The sequence below is a fragment of the Verticiella alkaliphila genome (assembly GCF_018904615.1).
Classification (GTDB): domain Bacteria; phylum Pseudomonadota; class Gammaproteobacteria; order Burkholderiales; family Burkholderiaceae_B; genus Verticiella; species Verticiella alkaliphila.
On sequence record NZ_JADCNH010000034.1, the window covers coordinates 25,059 to 43,351 of the forward strand.

General features: G+C 67.2%; 17 protein-coding genes. 5 read left to right on the forward strand and 12 right to left on the reverse strand.

What is annotated here, in order from left to right; translation table 11 throughout:
* Positions 1 to 62: 62 nt before the first annotated feature.
* The 8 genes from IMZ29_RS17625 to IMZ29_RS17660 all read right to left on the reverse strand — a co-directional run bounded on the left by IMZ29_RS17625 (position 63) and on the right by IMZ29_RS17660 (position 8,148).
* On the reverse strand, positions 63 to 2,492 hold the full coding sequence (locus IMZ29_RS17625; RefSeq protein WP_216186521.1) for a tetratricopeptide repeat protein: 2,430 nt from the start codon (positions 2,490 to 2,492) through the stop codon (positions 63 to 65).
* Positions 2,375 to 3,397: a caspase family protein gene (locus tag IMZ29_RS17630; protein WP_216186523.1), complete on the reverse strand. Its 1,023-nt coding sequence runs from the start codon at positions 3,395 to 3,397 to the stop codon at positions 2,375 to 2,377. Before IMZ29_RS17630 ends, IMZ29_RS17625 begins: the two co-directional genes overlap by 118 nt.
* Positions 3,398 to 3,486: 89 nt before the next feature.
* Entirely contained in the window at positions 3,487 to 4,251 is a 765-nt protein-coding gene (locus tag IMZ29_RS17635) for an aldolase/citrate lyase family protein (RefSeq protein WP_216186525.1), read from the reverse strand.
* A gap of 10 nt (positions 4,252 to 4,261) precedes the next feature.
* Positions 4,262 to 5,044: a 2-oxo-hept-4-ene-1,7-dioate hydratase gene (gene hpaH, locus IMZ29_RS17640; protein WP_216186527.1), complete on the reverse strand. Its 783-nt coding sequence runs from the start codon at positions 5,042 to 5,044 to the stop codon at positions 4,262 to 4,264.
* Positions 5,038 to 5,910 carry a fumarylacetoacetate hydrolase family protein gene (locus IMZ29_RS17645; RefSeq protein WP_216186529.1) on the reverse strand — a complete coding sequence of 291 codons (873 nt, stop codon included), beginning with the start codon at positions 5,908 to 5,910 and terminating at the stop codon, positions 5,038 to 5,040. The genes hpaH and IMZ29_RS17645 overlap by 7 nt, the downstream gene beginning before the upstream one ends.
* Entirely contained in the window at positions 5,907 to 6,779 is an 873-nt protein-coding gene (locus tag IMZ29_RS17650) for an amidohydrolase family protein (protein WP_216186531.1), read from the reverse strand. Before IMZ29_RS17650 ends, IMZ29_RS17645 begins: the two co-directional genes overlap by 4 nt.
* Entirely contained in the window at positions 6,772 to 7,167 is a 396-nt protein-coding gene (locus IMZ29_RS17655) for a RidA family protein (protein ID WP_216186533.1), read from the reverse strand. The genes IMZ29_RS17650 and IMZ29_RS17655 overlap by 8 nt, the downstream gene beginning before the upstream one ends.
* A 12-nt stretch (positions 7,168 to 7,179) precedes the next feature.
* Positions 7,180 to 8,148, reverse strand: a complete 969-nt coding sequence (locus tag IMZ29_RS17660) for a Bug family tripartite tricarboxylate transporter substrate binding protein (RefSeq protein ID WP_216186535.1) — start codon at positions 8,146 to 8,148, stop codon at positions 7,180 to 7,182.
* 273 nt (positions 8,149 to 8,421) lie between these two features.
* Here IMZ29_RS17660 and IMZ29_RS17665 point away from each other — a divergent pair, with 273 nt between their 5' ends.
* Positions 8,422 to 9,054 carry a flavin reductase family protein gene (locus IMZ29_RS17665; protein WP_216186538.1) on the forward strand — a complete coding sequence of 211 codons (633 nt, stop codon included), beginning with the start codon at positions 8,422 to 8,424 and terminating at the stop codon, positions 9,052 to 9,054.
* Positions 9,054 to 9,884 (forward strand): IclR family transcriptional regulator, encoded by an 831-nt coding sequence (locus IMZ29_RS17670; RefSeq protein WP_216186540.1) that lies wholly within the window; start codon positions 9,054 to 9,056, stop codon positions 9,882 to 9,884. Before IMZ29_RS17665 ends, IMZ29_RS17670 begins: the two co-directional genes overlap by 1 nt.
* 9 nt (positions 9,885 to 9,893) lie before the next feature.
* Here the strand turns inward: IMZ29_RS17670 and pncB are convergent, their stop codons facing one another.
* Entirely contained in the window at positions 9,894 to 11,108 is a 1,215-nt protein-coding gene (pncB, locus tag IMZ29_RS17675) for a nicotinate phosphoribosyltransferase (protein WP_216186553.1), read from the reverse strand.
* Positions 11,109 to 11,125: 17 nt separating this feature from the next.
* The gene (locus IMZ29_RS17680; protein ID WP_256445194.1) at positions 11,126 to 13,633 is read right to left on the reverse strand and encodes a glycogen/starch/alpha-glucan phosphorylase; all 2,508 of its coding nucleotides are present in this window, start codon (positions 13,631 to 13,633) and stop codon (positions 11,126 to 11,128) included.
* 218 nt (positions 13,634 to 13,851) lie between these two features.
* Between IMZ29_RS17680 and IMZ29_RS17685 the strand changes: the two genes are divergently transcribed.
* Complete coding sequence (locus IMZ29_RS17685) at positions 13,852 to 14,205, forward strand: I78 family peptidase inhibitor (RefSeq protein WP_216186543.1); 354 nt, start codon at positions 13,852 to 13,854, stop codon at positions 14,203 to 14,205.
* Between the two features lie 52 nt (positions 14,206 to 14,257).
* Here IMZ29_RS17685 and IMZ29_RS17690 read toward each other — a convergent pair whose 3' ends face one another.
* Positions 14,258 to 14,602, reverse strand: a complete 345-nt coding sequence (locus IMZ29_RS17690; RefSeq protein WP_216186545.1) for a 2Fe-2S iron-sulfur cluster-binding protein — start codon at positions 14,600 to 14,602, stop codon at positions 14,258 to 14,260.
* Between the two features lie 68 nt (positions 14,603 to 14,670).
* Here IMZ29_RS17690 and IMZ29_RS17695 point away from each other — a divergent pair, with 68 nt between their 5' ends.
* Positions 14,671 to 15,285: an LON peptidase substrate-binding domain-containing protein gene (locus tag IMZ29_RS17695; protein WP_216186548.1), complete on the forward strand. Its 615-nt coding sequence runs from the start codon at positions 14,671 to 14,673 to the stop codon at positions 15,283 to 15,285.
* A gap of 235 nt (positions 15,286 to 15,520) precedes the next feature.
* Positions 15,521 to 18,109: a bifunctional aconitate hydratase 2/2-methylisocitrate dehydratase gene (gene acnB / locus IMZ29_RS17700; protein ID WP_216186550.1), complete on the forward strand. Its 2,589-nt coding sequence runs from the start codon at positions 15,521 to 15,523 to the stop codon at positions 18,107 to 18,109.
* Between the two features lie 94 nt (positions 18,110 to 18,203).
* Here the strand turns inward: acnB and IMZ29_RS17705 are convergent.
* Positions 18,204 to 18,293, reverse strand: a 90-nt coding sequence (locus tag IMZ29_RS17705; protein WP_216183664.1) for an IS3 family transposase, incomplete at its 5' end; no start/stop codon positions are given.

Here is an 18,293-nt window from a genome sequence, read left to right on the forward strand (position 1 = left end):
GCCCGCGGCTGACGGCTGACGGGAGCGTATGCCGGCAGCCGCCCGCGCGCGTTGCGTGAGCGTCAGGTGCCCCGAGACGCCGCCACGCGATACCCGCCATCCGGCGCGCGCCGGATGTCACGACGCTGCACGAGATCGTCCAGCAGGCGGGCGGCAACATCCACGTTCTCCTGCTGCGCAAGTCGGGTCACGATCGCCAGCGCGCGCCCACGCACCCCGCTCGAGAGCTTGCCATTGCGCACCACCTCGCCCAATGCCTGCACGGCCTGCGGCGAGCCCTGGCGGCCGAGATCCGCCAGGTGCCAGAAGGCGCGCGAGTAATCGCGCGACTCGGGCTGCTCGTTGAGGAGCACCGAGACGAGGCCCAGCCGCGCGGCCACGTGACCGCGCGCGACGGCGCGCTCATACCACTGCTCGGCCTGCTCCAGGGACGTGCGCACCCCATAGCCGCGCTGGTACGCCACCGCGAGGTTGTACATACCCCCCGGCAACCCGTTCTCGGCAGCCATCCGAAAGCTCTCGAATGCCGCATCGCGGTCGGGCTCGCCGCCGACGCCGTCAAGGTAGGCCACGCCCAGGTTGTTGGCGGCCGCCGCGTCACCGGCTTGTTCGCCTGCACGATAGGCGTCGATGGCCCGCTCGATGGGTATGCCGGGCAGTTTGCCTTCGGCGATCAGATCGCCCAGAAAGCGGTGGGCCAAGGGCTCGCCAGCGGCGATGGCATCCCGGTAGTGCTGCGCGGCGCGAACGGGATCCGGCGCATCGCCCAGTCGGCCCTCCGCCACGGCGCCGCCCAGCAGCATTAGCGCCCGCCCCCGCTCGGGGCCATCCAACCGCGCCTGCAGCATCGCCAACGTCGCCCGTTGCCCGCCTGGCTCGGTGCTGGCCTCGTACACCTGGCGCAAGGCCTGCGCCGCCAGCGCACTGCGCGTGCGCTCCATCGCATCGACGAGCACGAAGAGCGCGCGTTCTCGCACCTCGGTTGTCGTGGGCAGATCCCCTTGCCCTGTCGCCAGCGCGACGAGCGTGCCTGCCGCCCAACCGTTGCGGGCTTCCAGTGCGCGGGTCAGCCAGTCGAAGGCGGCATCCACGTCCGCAGGCTGCCCGGGCGTGCCGAGATACCGGTGGCGGGCATGCAGCGTCATGGCTTCCGCGTTGCCGGATTCCGCGCTGCGCCGCGCCCAGCGCGCCGCTTCGGCCAGATCCTGCGGGCCATCGTTGCGCTCGGCATAGCTCACGGCCAGGTTGTAGGAGGCAGCAGAGTCTCCTGCTAGCGCCGCCTGCTGCCACAGGCCCACGGCTCTGGGCACATCCTGCTCCACGCCGCTACCGAGCTTGTACATCGCGGCCAATTCGGACGCCGCGGCGGCGCTGCCTTCGTTGGCGGCCCGGCGATACAGCCGCACGGCTCGGGCCGGATCGGCCGGCACGCCAATGCCCTTCTCCACCATCTGCGCGAGCTTGAACGTGTAGTCACCATCACGGGCGGTATCGAGCACCTTCGTCAACCCCGCCGCCCCTTGGACGGGATCGGGAAAGCTCGTGAGCAGGCCGTTGTTGGCCAGCACCGCCAGCGACGCCTGCGCCCGTGCATCGCCCTGCCCGGCGGCACGCCGATACAGCGCGATCGCCCGATCCACGTTGCGACGAACGCCGACGCCGTGCTCGAACACCACGGCCAGATGCCGCGTGCCGATCGGATCCCCCAGCGCAGCCGCGCGTCGATACAGGGCCACGGCTTCGTCGCGATCGCGGTCGCGGCCCACGCCATTCTCGGCGGCGTGGCCGAGATCGGACAGGGCTTCGGTCTCACCCGCGGCTGCTGCCCGCCGGAACCAGATCAACGCCGCGGCCGGGTCGGCGGCCACGCCCCGACCTTGCTGCAGCTGGCGGGCCAGCAACAGCATGCCGCGCGGGCTGCCCCGCTCGGCCGCCTGACGCGTGAGCGCATGGGCCTTGACCAGATCCGCAGGCTCGCCGCGGCCCTCGCCTGCCATGCGCGCCTGCTCCAGCAAGGCATCGACGTTGCCCGCGCCCGCTGCCCGCTCGAACCAGAACGTGGCCTCACGATCGTCGTGCTCGGCCAACTGCGGATCGGCGTACACCCGCCCCAGCACCACCATCGCCGCCACGTTTCCCTGAGTCGAGCGCTCGCGCAACTGCTTCAGCGTGGCCGCGCGATCGAGCTTCGCATCCATCGCGAACCGTAGATTGAGATCCAGGTAGCGCGCGGCTGCCGGGTCATGCCCGGCGCTCATCGCGCGGCGATACCAGGCAAACACCTGAGAGCCTGGACGCTGGCCGTCGGCCAGCTTCGCCATGTCGAGCTCGGCGAGCCGATACCAGGCCTCGGCGCTGCCCGCATCCCCCGCCTTCAGATACCAGTCACGCGCGGCATGCCCAGGCTGCAGGGCATTGCGATCGCGCTCGGCCTCGAAGGCGCCCAGCGCCAGCATCGCCTGCGAATCCCCCAGCCCGGCAGACTGGCGCAACAGCTCCAGCCCGCGCTCCACGTCGTGTCGACACCCTCGCCATACAGGTAGGCATAGCCCAGGTCGCGCGCCGCCAGTGCGTCCCCCTTCAAGGCCTTGCCGTAGAGATCGAAAAGCGCGGGCGTCACAGGTGCCGCATTGAGCACCAAGGGCCCGGTGAGCGCATCCTCCGTCCAGGGGATCTGCTCGCCCTGGGTATCGCGCGAGACGCGATCGCGCACCTTGCGCATGATGATGCCGATGTCCTGGCCTGGCACGAGCAGCTCGTCGATGAGGGCATAGGTGAACGGGCTCAGCTCCCGATCCTCCCAGCCCGCGTCGTCGTAGGCCAGATCGCCCGGGGCCGCAGCGTAGGCGAAGAACGCGCCGGTCGCGCGCGGCGGCGGCGCCAGCCCTGTCTTGCCACCGCGAATCAACTCGGCATCGTCCTCGCGGCAGGCATCGAGCACGAACACTGTGGCCGCGGCCTTCAAGGCGCCCAGCCGCGTGGAGAGCGCGGCCAGATCCAGCGTGCGGTATTCGCCCTCGGCATCGGCGTCGCCCAGGATCAACTGCGAGACGCCGTTCCGCTGCCCGCCGTGACCTGAGAAGAAGAACAGCAGCGATTCGAGCGGCACGGACTCGGCCTTGACCTGCGACTCCAGCGTGGCCACGGTGGACTCGACCTTGGCCTGCGTCGGATTGACGAGCACCCGCACGTCATACCCCAGGCGGGCCAGCGTCTCGCCCATGCGGGTGGCGTCCCGGCCCGGATTGGCGAGGTTGTCGCCCGGACCGTATTCCGTGACGCCGATGAGGACGGCGACCCGCCTGCCCAACGGGGAATCCGCCGCCTGGGCAGGCTGCCACGCGGCACTGACGGCCACGACGAGGACGACAAAGGCACGACGGATTCGGCGGCGCATGCGAGACGAGTCGAGTTGCGGGCCTTTGACTGTATCCGAAATGGCCGGGGGCCTGCACCGGCAGGCGTCAGGCCCCGGTTGCGTCGCCGCTAGCGAAAGCGTGCGGCGAGGCTCTCCGTCTGGCGGGCCAGGATGGCCGCGTCGACGCCCACGGCCGTGAAGAGCGAACCCAACTCGATGTAGCGTCGCGCCAGCGATTCGTCCGTCGTGAGGATGCCAGGCGCCTTGCCTGCAGCACGAATGCGACGAATGGCGTCCTCGATCGCGGACTGCACCTCGGGGTGAGCCTGGTTGCCTAGGTGCCCCAGGCTTGCCGAGAGGTCCGCCGGCCCGATGAACACGCCGTCCACGCCATCGACCTTCAGGATGTCGTCCAGCGCATCCAGGGCTTCGCGCGTCTCCACCTGCACCAGGAGGCAGAGCTCCTCTTCGCAGCGGCGCAGGTAATCCGGCACGCGGCCGAATCCACTCGCCCGGGTCGTGCCGCTCACACCCCGTACGCCGCGCGGCGCATAGCGCATGCCGGCCACGGCGTTGGCGGCTTCCTCCGCGCTCTGGATGTAGGGCAGCAAGAGGGTCTGCGCCCCGGCATCCAGGAAGCGCTTGATGCGCACGTTGTCGCCCCAGGCCGGCCGCACGATCGGATGCGAGCTCGGAAAGCGCGCTGCCGCCTGCAATTGCGACACCACCGTCTCCAGGCCGGCGGGCGAATGCTCGGTGTCGATCAGCAGCCAGTCGAAGCCGGCGCCGGCCACCAGTTCCGTCGTGAAGGCATTGGCCAGCGTCACCCACAGGCCCAGCTGGTGCTCGCGCTTCTGGATGGCGCGCTTGAAGTGATTGACGGGTAGATCCATGCTGCTCTCCTCAGGCGAAATGGACCGCGATGCTGCCGAGCGGCCCGTAGTCCGCATGGATCGTATCACCGGCCTGCACGGACACCATCCGCGTGAAGGAGCCGGCCAGCACGACGTGCCCGGCTTCCAACGCCGTATCGAAAGGCGCCAACTTGTTGGCCAGCCAGGCCACGCCCATGGCCGGGTGACCCAGGACCGCGGCAGACACCCCCGACTCCTCGATGACGCCGTTGCGCGAGAGGACGGCAGCCACCCAGCGCAGATCCACGTCCATCGGCCGCACCGGCCGGCCGCCCAGGATTACGCCACCGCAGGCAGCGTTGTCCGAAATGTTGTCCACGAGACGACGTGGATACTGGCTGCGCCCATCGATCAACTCCAGGGCCGGCACGACATACTCCGTGGCCCGCAGCACGTCGAAGAGCGTCACGCCCGGCCCGCGCAGGGGCTCACCCAGCACGAAGGCGAGCTCGACTTCCACGCGCGGCACGATGAAGCGCGCCACCGGAATCGTGGCGCCGTCCTCGAAGAACATGTCGTCAAGAAGATGCCCATAATCCGGCTCGTCGATACCCACGGAGCGCTGCATGGCCTTGGACGTGAGGCCGATCTTGTGGCCGCGCAGCTTCGCCCCGCCGGCCATCTTCTCGGCCACCACAGCCTGCTGGATGGCATAGGCATCCTCGATGTCGATGCCCGGGAAGGTCACGTCCAGCTGCGTCACGGGTTTGACCTCGCGCTCCGCCTGCAAGAGCAGTCGGGCCGCTTCCTGGCGTTGGTCGGCGCTCAGCATGGGCTCACCTCCTCGTCGCGGACCTCGTTGACGAGCACGCCGATGCCCGGCACGTCCACCTCGACACGATCTCCCGGCTGCAGAAAGCGCGGCGGATCGAAGCGCACGCCAGCGCCCACCGGCGTGCCCGTGGAGATGATGTCGCCCGGCACCAGCGTGGTCCAGGTGGAGATGTAGTGGATGAGCCGACGGAACGAAAACATGAGGTTGGCCGTCGTGTCGTGCTGACGCACCTCGCCGTTCACGCGCGTGGTGACGGTGAGATCGTCGTAGCCGGCAAAGGCATCGGCCGTCACGAGCCAAGGCCCGATCGACCCGCTCGCGTCCCAGTTCTTGCCCTGGGTGACGTTGAACTTGCCATGACGCAGCCAATCCCGGATCGTGCCCTCGTTCAGGCAGGTGAGCCCGGCGATGTGGGACTCGGCCTCAGCCTCGGGAATCCGGCGGCCGGGCTTGCCGATCACGATGGCGATCTCGCCCTCGTAGTCCAGCTGGGCGGATTCGGGTGGCCGGCGCAAGGCATCGCCGTGGCCGACGAAGGAGCGTGTGAAGCGGGGAAAGACGCTGGGATACGCGGGCGGCGCGGAGCCGTCCTTGTATTCCTCGTTGCGATTCCCGTAGTTCACCCCGACGCAGATGATCTTCTCGGCATCCGGAATCGGCGAGACGAGCCGCACCGCGTCCAGGCGGTGATCCGGCGCCGTCTGCTCGGCGATCTGGGCGATGCGCGGCAGCAGGTCAGCCGCCAAGGCGGCGCGCAGGGTCGTGATGTCAGCGCCCAGCCGCGTCGTGAGATCGACAACGCCTTCGCCGGCCACCACACCAAAGCGGGCTTGCCCACCAGTTTCAAAAGAGACGAGTTTCATGCGGCGAATCCGAAGAGATGGGCAGGGTTGGTGACCAGGATGCGCTCGAGGGTGGCCTCATCGCGGGCATAACGGCGCAGCTGATCGAGCAGATGGCCTTCGTTTGGCGTGGCATTGACCGAGACGGGATGCGGCCAGTCGCTGCCCCAGACCACGCGCTCAGGCGCGGCGTCGATCAAGGCATGGGCGATCGGCAGCACGTCGTCCCACGGATGCCCGGCGCGGGAGATCTTTTCTGTCAACGAGAGCATCACCCAGACGTTGCCGCGCCGCACGAGCTCCAGCAACGCCGAGAGCGTCGGGTCGGCCTGGCCGTTACGGGGATCCGCGCGCCCCATGTGATCCAGGAGCACGGGGATGTCCAGCGTCTCGAAGAGGGCGAGCTGCGCCACCATGCCATCGGGTTCGGGCTGGTACTTGGCGTACCAGCCCAGCTCACGAATGCGCGCCAGGGCGCGCTGGTACTCGGCATCGCTCATGCGGATGCCCAGCGCCTGCCGCGTGAACCGTGCGCCCCGCACGCCCGCGGCGTGCAGTCGCTCGAGATAGGCATCGTTGCCTTCCAGCAGCACCGCGGCGTTGGCACAGCCGCGGTAGTTCGGGCCGGCCGCAGCCAGGCCGTCCAGCACCACCGCATGGTCGGCGCCATACGTCGTGGCCTGCACGATCACGCCGCGCTCGATACCGAGCAGGCGATGCAGTGCAAGCGCCTTGTCGATGGTGGCACTGGGCATTTCATAGGCGGCCTCCGGACGCACCGGATAGCGTTCGCGCGGACCGAACACGTGGAACTGGCTGTCGCAGCTGCCAGCCGGCAGCGTGAAGGACGGCGCGGTCGGATTCGGGTGGAAAGCTTGATAGTCAGGCATGCTCGCCTCCCTGGATCACCGCCACGATCTCGCACTCGATGAGCTTGTCGCCATCGAGATCCGCTTGCATCGTGTGTCGCGCGGGCCGGTCGTTTGGGTCGGGGAAGGCCTGCAGCCACACGGCGTTCAACGCAGCCCGCTGCGAGCGGTCGCGCATCCACACGGTCATCTTGATGATGTCGTGCATGGAGCCGCCGCCGGCCTGCATGACGCGCGCCATCTGCGCGAACATCAGCTCGCACTGCTCGGCAAGCGTGGCGCCGTAGGCGCCGGTGGCCGGATCCGTGCCCAGGATGCTGCCCGAGTACAGCATCGGGCCGATGCGGCAGGCCGACGGAATGGGGTTCTTGTGGCTGAATCCTTCAGCGTGGATGCTCTTGCGTGTCATGGGTTGGGTGCCTCAATTGGCTTTGATGCCGGCTTTTTGGATGATCGGCGTCCAGCGGGCGTCCTCGCTGGCCAGGTACTCGGTGAAGTCGGCTGGCGTGCTGCCCTTGGCCTGGGCACCCAGGCCTTCGAAGCGCTCGATGACGCCGGGCTCCTGCAAGATCTTCTGCACGGCCTCGCTCAGCCGCTCCACCACCTCGGGCGGCGTGCCCTTGGGTGCGAGAAGCCCCGTGAAGGTCGCGGCCACCATGTCCTCGACGCCCGCCTCGGCAAATGTCGGCACATCCGGCAGCGACGGCAGACGCTCGGCGCTGGTCACGGCAAGCCCCTGGGTGCGGCCTTCCTGGATGTAGGGCAAGGCCACCGAGATCTGGTCGAAGTTGAAATCCACCTGGCCGCCCAGCAGATCCTGCGTGGCCGGGGCATTGCCGCGGTAATGCGCCGTCGTCCACTTGGCGCCACTCACCGATTGCAGCAGCTCGCTCACCAGGTGATTGGTCGTGCCGGCGCCCGGCGACGCCATGTTCAACGCGCCCGGCTTGCTGCGCGCCAGATCCAGGAATGCCTGCACCGTGCTCACACCCACCTTGGGGTGCACCTGCAACACCAGCGGCGTGTGGGACACCGAACTGATCGGGGCGAAATCCTCGTTCCACCGGTAGGGCGTGCGCCCGAAGATGAGCGGACTGAAGAGCAGCGGCCCGTTTGCCGCCATGAAGAGCGTGTAGCCATCGGGCTCGGCCCGCGCCACGTATTCGCCCCCGATCATGCCGCCCGCCCCCGCCTTGTTCTCCACGACGAAGGGCTGGCCGAAGGCCTTCTGCAGCCCGGGCGCGATGAGGCGCGCAGCCACGTCGACGTTCCCGCCGGGCGGATATGGCACGACGATCTGCACGGGGCGATCCGGCCAGGCGGCCAGCGCAGGGGCAGCGATGGCGCCCATCACGAGGGACAGGCAGAAGCGGACAGGCAGTCGGGGCATGGCGGTGTCTCCGGATTGTTGGTGTCCGGAAACTGTAGAAGTGCCCCCCAACGATGCCAACGCGAAAGCACGAATTACGTCCACATAGCGGACGCAAAACGATCTTGGATCTGGCGACCCGGGCTCGACCAAGGCGATGATAGGATGTGGGCCAAGGCTTTTTCACGAGAGCGAACCGGTACGTCACCGACGTCGACCTGCCGCTTTTCCAGCCCCGGCTCCGCACCCACGACCCCACGGATAGTCCACAGTCCGTACCTACTGGAGACACGCATGCGGATCAGCGCCCAAGATCTCGACCCTGAACAGACCTACAAGCTCATGACCGGCCTGGTCGTGCCCCGCCCCATCGCCTGGATCACCAGCACGTCGGCCGAGGGCCTGGTCAACCTCGCTCCATTCAGCTGCTTCACCATCGTGTCCAACAAGCCGCCCATGCTGGGCGTGAACATCGGCCGCAAGGCGGGCGTGCGCAAGGACACGGCGCTGAACATCACGGGCAACGGGGAATTCGTCGTGAACGTGGCGCACGAAGACTTCGTCTCGGAGGTGCACCTGAGCGCCGTCGAGCACCCCCCGCAGGTGAGCGAACCGGCGCTGCTGGGCTTGGCGCTCGCGCCCTCCAGCATCGTCCAGACGCCGCGCCTCGCGGATGCGCCGGCAAGCCTGGAGTGCCGCCTGCACAGCATCACGCCTTACGGCGACACCGGCGCGGAATTCTTCGTCGGCGAAGTCGTGGCCTTTCACGTGCGCGACGCGCTGATCCAGGACGGCAAGGTGGACTCAGGTGCGCTGCGCCCGCTGGCACGGCTGGGCGGGCCGCACTATGCCGGGCTGGGCACCATCGTGCGCCAGCAGAGCATCGCGCAGACGCCCAAGAGCATCCTGCGGCCCGAGGAGCGCTGATGACAACCGGCCCGCTCGACACCCGCGATGACGACGCTGAGGATGCGGCCCCGGGCGGTCAATCCGTACGCCGCGCGATGGGCATCCTGCGGCTGGTGGCGTGCGGTCAGGAGCACGGCGTGCGCCTCACCGATCTGGTCACGATGTCCGGCCTGAACCGGCCCGCGGTGCACCGCCTGCTCAAGGCCCTGGTGGCCGAGGGCGCCGTGGAGCAGGACGCGGCCTCGCGCCGGTATCGTGTGGGCCCAGAGATCGCCCTGCTGGGCCTCGCCCGTACGCGCCGCTTTCCGCTGCTCGCCCTGGCCGAGCCCTACCTGGCCGAGCTCGCCAGCCAGGTTGGCGATACCGTCTTTCTGAGCGTGCAGCGCAGCACGGACTCGATCTGCATCGGGCGCCGCACGGGCACCCATCCCATCCAAGTGCTGTCGATCGAGGTCGGCGTGCGCCGGCCGTTGGGCCTCGGGGTCTCCGGCATCGCGCTGCTGTCGTGCCTGCCCGAAGCGGCGTGCGAGCGCATCATGCAGGCCAATGCCCGGCGGCTGGCGCTGCACCATGAGGATCCCGTGGCGCTCCTTGAGCGAGTGGCGACGGCGCGCAGCAGCGGCTTCGCGCACGCGCCCATCGGGCTGATGCCGGGCACGAGCGCCATTGCCGTGCCCGTGCGCGAGCCCGATGGTGCCCCGCTTGCGGCCATCACCATCACGGCCATGGCCGAGCGCCTGCGGGAAACGCGGCTGGCCCAGGTCAAGGCGCACATGCTGGGCGTCGCACAACAAGTGGCGCGCCGGCATGCCGAAGTCGAACAGGCGCGCAGCCTGGAGCCACGCTGAGCGCCCGCCTCAGGTCGTGATGCCGAACACCTGCTTCAGGTAGGTGAGGAAGGTTTCGTCCACGGCCATCGCCTTGCCCGGCGAATCGGACACCTTCGCCACCGGCTGGCCATTGCACTGCACGAGCTTCATCACGATGCTGAGCGGGGTGATGCCCACGTCGTTGGTCAGATGCGTGCCGATGCCAAAGCCCAGTTGTGTGCGATCGGCGAAGTGCGCGTGCAAGGCCAGCGCGCGCGACACGTCGAGGCCATCGGAGAACGTGAGCCGCTTGTTGTGTGCGTCGATGCGCAGCGCCGTGTAGTGCGCCAGCGCCTTCTCGCCCCAGACGATCGGGTCGCCCGAGTCGTGACGCAGGCCGTCGAAGAGCTTGGCGAAGTACAGGTCGAAATCCGCTAGGAAGGCGTCCATGCCGACCACGTCGGTCAACGCCACGCCCAGGTCGCCACGGTACTCCTGCACCCAGCCTTCCAGCGCCTCGCGCTGGAAGTCGCGCAGGCGCACGTTCTGCGCCTGGTAGGACTGCAGGTACTCGTGCGCCATGGTGCCGATGGGCACGAGATCCAGGCGGCGGGCCAGATCCACGTTGGACGTGCCCTTGAAGAGATCGGGCACGGCCGTGCGCAGCGTCTGCGTGACTTCGTGGTGCCACTGCCGGCTGTAGCGCCGGCGCAGGCCGAAGTCGAAGAACTCGAAGGGATGGCGGCGCGCCTGCACGGCCGGGTCGCGCGCGGCCTTCTGCAACTGGTCGATCTTCGCGTGCAGGCGCTTGCGGCCTTCGGCCAGTGCCGCCTGCGCGTCGAAGCGGCGAAAGTACAGCTCGTTGATGATGGCGAGCACGAAGATCTCGAAGCCCATCACGTGCACCTGCGGGCCCTCGGCTTCGACGCACAGCCGCTCGCCCTCCGTCCACACGCGCAGGAAGCGCGACTGGAAGTGGAAGATGCTCAGGAAGTCGATGAAATCCGGCTTCATGAATCGCAGACCGGCGAGGTACGCGAGCTCGTCGGGCTGAAAGCGCAGCGCGCACAAAGCATCGAGCTCGGCCCGGACGTCGTCCACCAGCTCGGCCAGCGGATACGCCGGCACGTTGCGGCAGTCGAACCGATACACCGCGTGGTTGCCAGGATGCCGATGCAACATCGCCTGCCACATCGTGAACTTGTACAAGTCCGTGTCGAGGAGGCTCTGGATGACCGGGCCGGCCGCGCCCGTCTTTGCTATTGGGGTGCCGTTAACGCTCACCGCCCGCCCCCGGGCTCGCCCTGACGGATGGGCTGCACACGCCAGATGCGCTCGCGGTATTCCTCGATCGAGCGATCCGACGAAAAGATCCCCGACCGGGCACAATTGAGGATCGACATACGCGTCCACAGCGCCGGGTCGTTGTAGGTCTCGTCCACCCGGCCCTGCGCGCTCACGTAGGACGCGTAATCCGCCAGCAGCATGTAGCGGTCTTCGTTCATCAGCTCGTCGAGCAAGGGCGCGAAGACGTTGGTGTCGCCGCGCGAGAAGAAGCCCGAGCGGATGAGATCGATCACCGCGCGCAGCTCGCCGTCGTCGCGGTAGTACTGCGCTGGCACGTAGCCCGTGCGGCGCAGCGCCACGGCCTCTTCGGCCGACATGCCGAAGGGGAAGAAATTCTCGTCGCCCACCTGCTGGCAGATCTCGATATTGGCGCCATCCATGGTGCCGATGGTGAGCGCACCATTCATGGCGAACTTCATGTTGCCTGTGCCCGACGCCTCTTTGCCTGCGAGCGAGATCTGCTCGGAGAGCTCGGCCGCCGGATACAGCGCCTGCCCCTTGGACACGCTGAAGTTCGGCACGAACACCACCTTCAGCAGATCGCGCACGTCCGGGTCGTGGTTGATCACATCCCCGATCGCGGTGATGAGCTTGATCATGAGCTTGGCGCGCGCATAGCCGGGCGCTGCCTTGCCGCCAAAGATGAAGGTGCGCGGCGTCATGTCGCGATTGCGCTGCGCCTTGATGCGGTGATAGCGCGTGACGATGTGCAGCACCGCCAGATGCTGGCGCTTGTATTCGTGGATGCGCTTGACGAGCACGTCGAACATCGAGGACGGATCGACGACGACGCCCGTCTGCTCGCGGATCATCTCGGCCAGATCCGCCTTGTTCGCGAGCTTGACCTCGCGCCAGCGCTCGCCAAAGGCGGCGTCGTCGGCCAGGGGCTCGATTTCACGGATGCGTGACCAATCTTTCACCCAGCCGTCATCCAGCGATTCGTTGAGCAGGCCGCACAACCGGCGGTTGCTCAAAGCCACCCAGCGGCGTGGCGTGACGCCGTTGGTGACGCTGTCGAACTTCTCCGGCCACATGGCATGGAAGTCCGGCAGCAGCTGATCCTTGATGAGCGCCGAATGGAGTTCGGCGACGCCGTTGATGGCGTGGCTGCCCACGCAGGCCAGGTGCGCCATGCGCACGTAGCGCTCACCGCTCTCGTCGATGAGCGACATGCGCGCGATGCGCGACTCGTCACCAAAGAAGTGGATACGCACTTCGTTCAGAAAGCGCCGGTTGATCTCGTAGATGATCTCGAGGTGACGCGGCAGCACGCGCTGGAAGAGCTTGAGCGGCCAACGCTCCAGTGCCTCGGGCAGCAAGGTGTGGTTCGTGTAGGCGAACATCGCCCGCGTCGTGTCCCACGCCTCGTCCCAGGGCACGAGGTATTCGTCCACCAGCAGGCGCATCATCTCGGCCACGCCAATGGCCGGGTGGGTGTCGTTCAACTGCACCGCGAAGGATTCGTGCAGCTTCTCGGCCGGCAGGCCGCGGTGCTGCTGGATGCGCAGCATGTCGCGCAGCGAGCACGACACGAAGAAGTACTGCTGCTCCAGGCGCAGCTCCTTGCCCTGCTCGCTCTCGTCGTTCGGATAGAGCACCTTGGTGAGGTTCTCCGACGTCACCTTCTTGTTCACCGCGCCGAGGTAATCGCCACGGTTGAAGACGGAGAAGTCGAATTCCTCGGTGGCTTCGGCGCGCCACAGGCGCAGCGTATTGACGGTGCCCACCTGGTAGCCCGGGATCGGCATGTCGAAGGGCGTGCCCCACACCGTCTTTTCCGGTACCCAGCGCACGCGAAAGCGTCCGGCGTCATCGGTGTAGGGCTCGGTGTAGCCCCCCAACTTCACGTCGATGCCCCACTCCGGATGGTGGATGGCCCACGGGTTGCCGAAGCGCAGCCACTTGTCCGTGTTCTCCACCTGCCAGCCATCCACAATGGTCTGGAAGAAAATGCCGTACTCGTAATAAATGCCATAGCCCAGCGCCGGAATCTCCAGCGTGGCGAGCGAATCGATGAAGCAGGCAGCCAGGCGTCCCAGGCCGCCATTGCCCAGCCCGGGCTCTGCCTCCTGATCGAGCAAGTCGTCCAGCCGCACGCCCAGTTCATCCATGGCCTGGCGCACTTCCTCGGTGATGCCCAGATTGAGGAGGTTGTTCCCCAGTGATGGGCCCATGAGGAATTCGGCGGACAGATACGCCACCGTGCGCGCGCCGTGGCGCTTGTGCACCGTGGAGGTATCCGACCAGCGGCGCAGCAGGCGATCACGCACGGTACGGGCGAGCGCCTGGTACAGATCGCTGGAGGAGGCGAGCTCCAGGGTCTTGCCCTGCGTGTAGAGGAGGTGATCCAGGAAGGCCTTCTTGATGGCCTGAGGATGGGACGACGTACGGATGTCGGCGCCGCTGTCAGGGGCGGCGTGGCGGGGGTCCGGGGCTTTCAACGACGGTTCCTCTCGTTCGGGGCAAGCCAGGCGAATGGCAAAGCGGCTCCAGTAGCAAGCCGGATGCCGCAGTGCACAAGCGGACGCGTCAGGACGCATCCGATATCATGAGGCCTGCCCATCTTACGGCAGGCCGCGCCCACCGTGCATTCTGGGCACGGCAATTGCAATCTCGCCGCCCGTCAACGGCGCCCTCGCGCCCGGATTCAGGAGTTCTCATGCGTTTCTCGTTGCTTGCCTCGACTCTCGCCGCCGCCGTGCTGGCAGGCTGCTCCAGTACCCCTTCCGGCAGCCTGACGGCCAGCTCGGGCAGCGCTGCCAGCTCGGGCGGTGGCATGACGTCTTCGGCGCCCGCCGGCCAGGGTGACCGCATGTGCAATGCCGATCCAGTCATGAACATCGTGGGCAAGCCGCTGAACGATCGCGCCGCCAACGACGCCCAGCAGCGCGCCGGCGCCGCCACGCTGCGTGTGATGCGCCCTGGCCAAGTCATGACGATGGAATACAACCCGCGCCGCCTGACGGTGGTGATGGATGAGAAGAGCGTGGTGAGCTCGGTCCGCTGCGGCTGATCGACGTAGCACGCCGGCCGGTAATGCCTTTTGCGGGCATCCCGGCCGTTTCTTATCGGCGCGCCCCGGTCAGCCCGTCAGGAGGCGGCCGCACCTCGCGTGGGGTGGCGCCCGGCACCTGCAGGGTCAACGCCCCCGCAGCCCGCGCTACACACGGCAAGATCCAACCCGCGTCCCGCTCCTCCGGCATCAAGCCCGGACGCACACCCGCGGGATACGTGACCGGGCCCTCGGCCTGGCACAAGCACGCGCGGCACGTGCCATTGCGGCAAGCTGCGGGCAGGCGAATCATGGCCGCAGCGGCGGCCTTGAGCAGCGAGACCTCCGACGACGCCATGAAGCGCCATCCAGAAGGTTGCAACAACACCTCGTGATCGGTAGCCAGGGCGTGGGTCATGGCGCTATGTTACAGGCAAGGCTCGCCCCGACACCGGGGCCGAGCGACTCACCCGTCGGAGCGCCATGATGGAACGCCTTCCTCTCTTTCCCCTGGGCAACGCCCTCTTTCCCGACGGACTCCTGCACCTGCGCGTCTTCGAAGTGCGCTACCTGGACATGGTGCGCCAGTGCCAGGCCGACGGCACGCCCTTTGGCGTGGTGATCCTGCTCGATGGCCGCGAGGTGCGGCGCCCGGATGGCCAGGACGTGCTGGCCGACGTGGGCACGCTGGCCCGCATCGATGCCTGCGATACCTTGATGCCCGGCGTGCTCGCCCTGCGCTGCACGGGCCTCACCCGCTTTCAGCTGACCGACACGGAAATTGGCAAGTACGGCTTGTGGACCGGCGTGCCGACCGCCATCGAGAACGACACGGCGCAAGACATCCCCGACGAACTCCAGGGCTGCGCCGACGCCCTCGGCCGCTTCATTGCCCGCCTGCAGCGCGAATCCCTGCCCGCCGAACGCTGGCCGCTTGCCCCGCCCTTCCGGCTGGACGAATGCGGCTGGGTGGCGGACCGCTGGGCCGAGCTCCTGCCGCTGCCCGCGGGCGACAAGCGCGACCTGCTCGCCGAGCGGGATCCCCAGGTGCGCCTGGCCCGCATCGACGAGCGGCTGAGAGCTCAAGGCCTGCTTCAGTGAGCCAAAACAGCTAGCCGGTTGTCCCCATCCGCTGTGGACAACCCTTTGGGCAACCCTGTATGAAAGCCGCGGATCCAGCATCCATGCGGCCTCCAGAGGCGTGCTGAAAAAATGGGCAGGGATGCGATCCATTCTCATCTCTTATATAAGACACAAGAGTTTGCCCCACGGCGTCTGGAGCACTACAATCGCCGCCGACGTTCCTTTCCCGCCACCTCCCTTTCCGCGAGTTCCGATGCTGGATATCTACCGCCAACACGTGGCCGAGCGCGCCGCGCTGGGCATCCCCCCCCTGCCCCTGTCCCCGCAACAAACCGCCGACCTGGTCGAGCTGCTGAAGGCGCCGCCCGCGGGTGAGGAAGCGTTCCTGGTCGAACTGCTGACCCACCGCGTGCCTGCCGGCGTGGACGAAGCCGCTAAGGTGAAGGCTGCCTTCCTGGCCGACGTGGCCAAGGGCAAGACCGCCTGTGGCCTCATCTCGCGCGCCAAGGCCACCGAGCTCCTCGGCACGATGCTGGGCGGCTACAACATCGGCCCGATGGTCGAGCTGCTGGAAGACGGCGAAGTCGGCACCATCGCTGCCGACGGCCTGAAGAAGACCCTGCTGATGTTCGACGCCTTCCACGACGTGAAGGAGAAGGCGGACAAGGGCAATGCCAACGCCAAGGCCGTGATGCAGAGCTGGGCCGACGCCGAGTGGTTCACGAGCCGCCCGGAAGTGCCGCAAAGCCTGACGATCCGCGTCTTCAAGGTGCCTGGCGAGACGAACACGGACGATCTGTCGCCCGCGCCTGACGCCACCACGCGCCCGGACATCCCGATGCACGCGCTGGCCATGCTGAAGAACAAGCGCGAGGGCGCCGCCTTCACGCCGGAAGAAGACGGCAAGCGCGGCCCGATCAAGTTCATCGAAGACCTGCGCGCCAAGGGCGAGCTCGTCGCCTACGTGGGCGACGTGGTCGGTACCGGTTCGTCGCGCAAGTCCGCCACCAATTCCGTGCTCTGGTTCACCGGCGAAGACATCCCGTTCGTGCCGAACAAGCGCTTCGGCGGCGTGTGCCTGGGTGGCAAGATCGCCCCCATCTTCTACAACACGATGGAAGATGCCGGCGCCCTGCCGATCGAACTCGACGTCTCCAAGATGGAGATGGGCGACGTGATCGAGCTGCGCCCGTATGAAGGCAAGGCGCTGAAGAACGGTGAAGTCATCACCGAATTCGAAGTGAAGTCCGACGTGCTCTTCGACGAAGTGCGCGCCGGTGGCCGCATTCCGCTGATCGTGGGCCGTGGCCTGACCGCCAAGGCGCGCGAAGCCCTCGGCCTGCCCGCCTCCACGCTGTTCCGCCTGCCGCAGAACCCGGCAGATTCCGGCAAGGGCTTCACGCTGGCCCAGAAGATGGTTGGCCGCGCCTGCGGTCTGCCGGAAGGCCAGGGCGTGCGCCCGGGCACCTACTGCGAGCCGCGCATGACGTCGGTGGGCAGCCAGGACACCACCGGCCCCATGACCCGCGACGAGCTGAAGGACCTGGCGTGCCTGGGCTTCTCGGCCGATCTGGTCATGCAATCGTTCTGCCACACCGCGGCCTACCCCAAGCCCGTGGACGTGAAGACGCACCACACCCTGCCCCAGTTCATCAGCACCCGTGGCGGCATCTCGCTGCGCCCGGGCGACGGCGTGATCCACTCGTGGCTCAACCGCATGCTGCTGCCCGATACGGTCGGCACGGGCGGTGATTCGCACACGCGCTTTCCCATCGGCATCTCCTTCCCCGCCGGCTCGGGCCTCGTGGCCTTTGCCGCCGCCACCGGCGTGATGCCGCTGGACATGCCCGAATCCGTGCTGGTGCGCTTCAAGGGCAAGCTGCAGCCCGGCGTCACCCTGCGTGACCTGGTCAACGCCATCCCGCTGTACGCCATCAAGAGCGGCGGCCTGACGGTGGCCAAGGCCGGCAAGAAGAACATCTTCTCCGGCCGCATCCTGGAAATCGAAGGTCTGCCGGATCTGAAGGTCGAACAAGCCTTCGAACTCTCCGACGCGTCCGCCGAACGTTCCGCCGCAGGTTGCACCGTGCACCTGAACAAGGAACCGATCATCGAGTACATCAACAGCAACATCGTGATGCTGAAGTGGATGATCGCCAACGGCTACGAAGACGAGCGCAGCCTGACGCGCCGCATCCAGGCCATGGAAGCCTGGCTGGCCAACCCCCAGCTGCTGGCCCCCGATGCCGACGCCGAATACGCCGAGATCATCGAGATCGACTTGGCCGACGTGCACGAGCCCATCGTGGCCTGCCCGAACGACCCCGACGACGTGAAGACCCTGTCCGAAGTGGCCGGCGCCGTCATCGACGAAGTGTTCATCGGCAGCTGCATGACCAACATCGGCCACTTCCGCGCAGCCTCCAAGCTGCTGGAAGGCAAGCGCGACATCCCGGTCAAGCTCTGGGTGGCCCCGCCCACCAAGATGGACGCGCAGCAACTGACCGAAGAAGGCCACTACGGCGTCTTCGGCACCGCCGGCGCGCGCACCGAAATGCCCGGCTGCTCGCTGTGCATGGGTAACCAGGCCCAAGTGCGCGAAGGCGCCACCGTGATGTCGACCAGCACGCGTAACTTCCCGAACCGTCTGGGCAAGAACACGAACGTGTACCTGGGCTCGGCTGAATTGGCCGCGATCTGCTCGAAGCTGGGCCGGATCCCGACCAAGGAAGAGTACATGGCCGATATCGGGGTCATCAACGAGAACGGCGACAAGATCTACCAATACTTGAACTTCGACAAGATCGAAGAGTACAAGGAGATGGCGGATTCTGTGGGTTGAGGTAGGGGTGTGGCTTCAGGGTCGCACTGGAAGTGAAAAAGCCAGGCGAGATGAACTGACCCCCGAAAGTTGGACGGTTGGTTGATAGGCTGGGCTATGAGGGCTGAGTCCTGTACTGCACAGGACTCAGCCCTTTGAGTTTGAGCTTGATGCGCTCGTGGTTGTAGTAGTGGATGTAGCGATC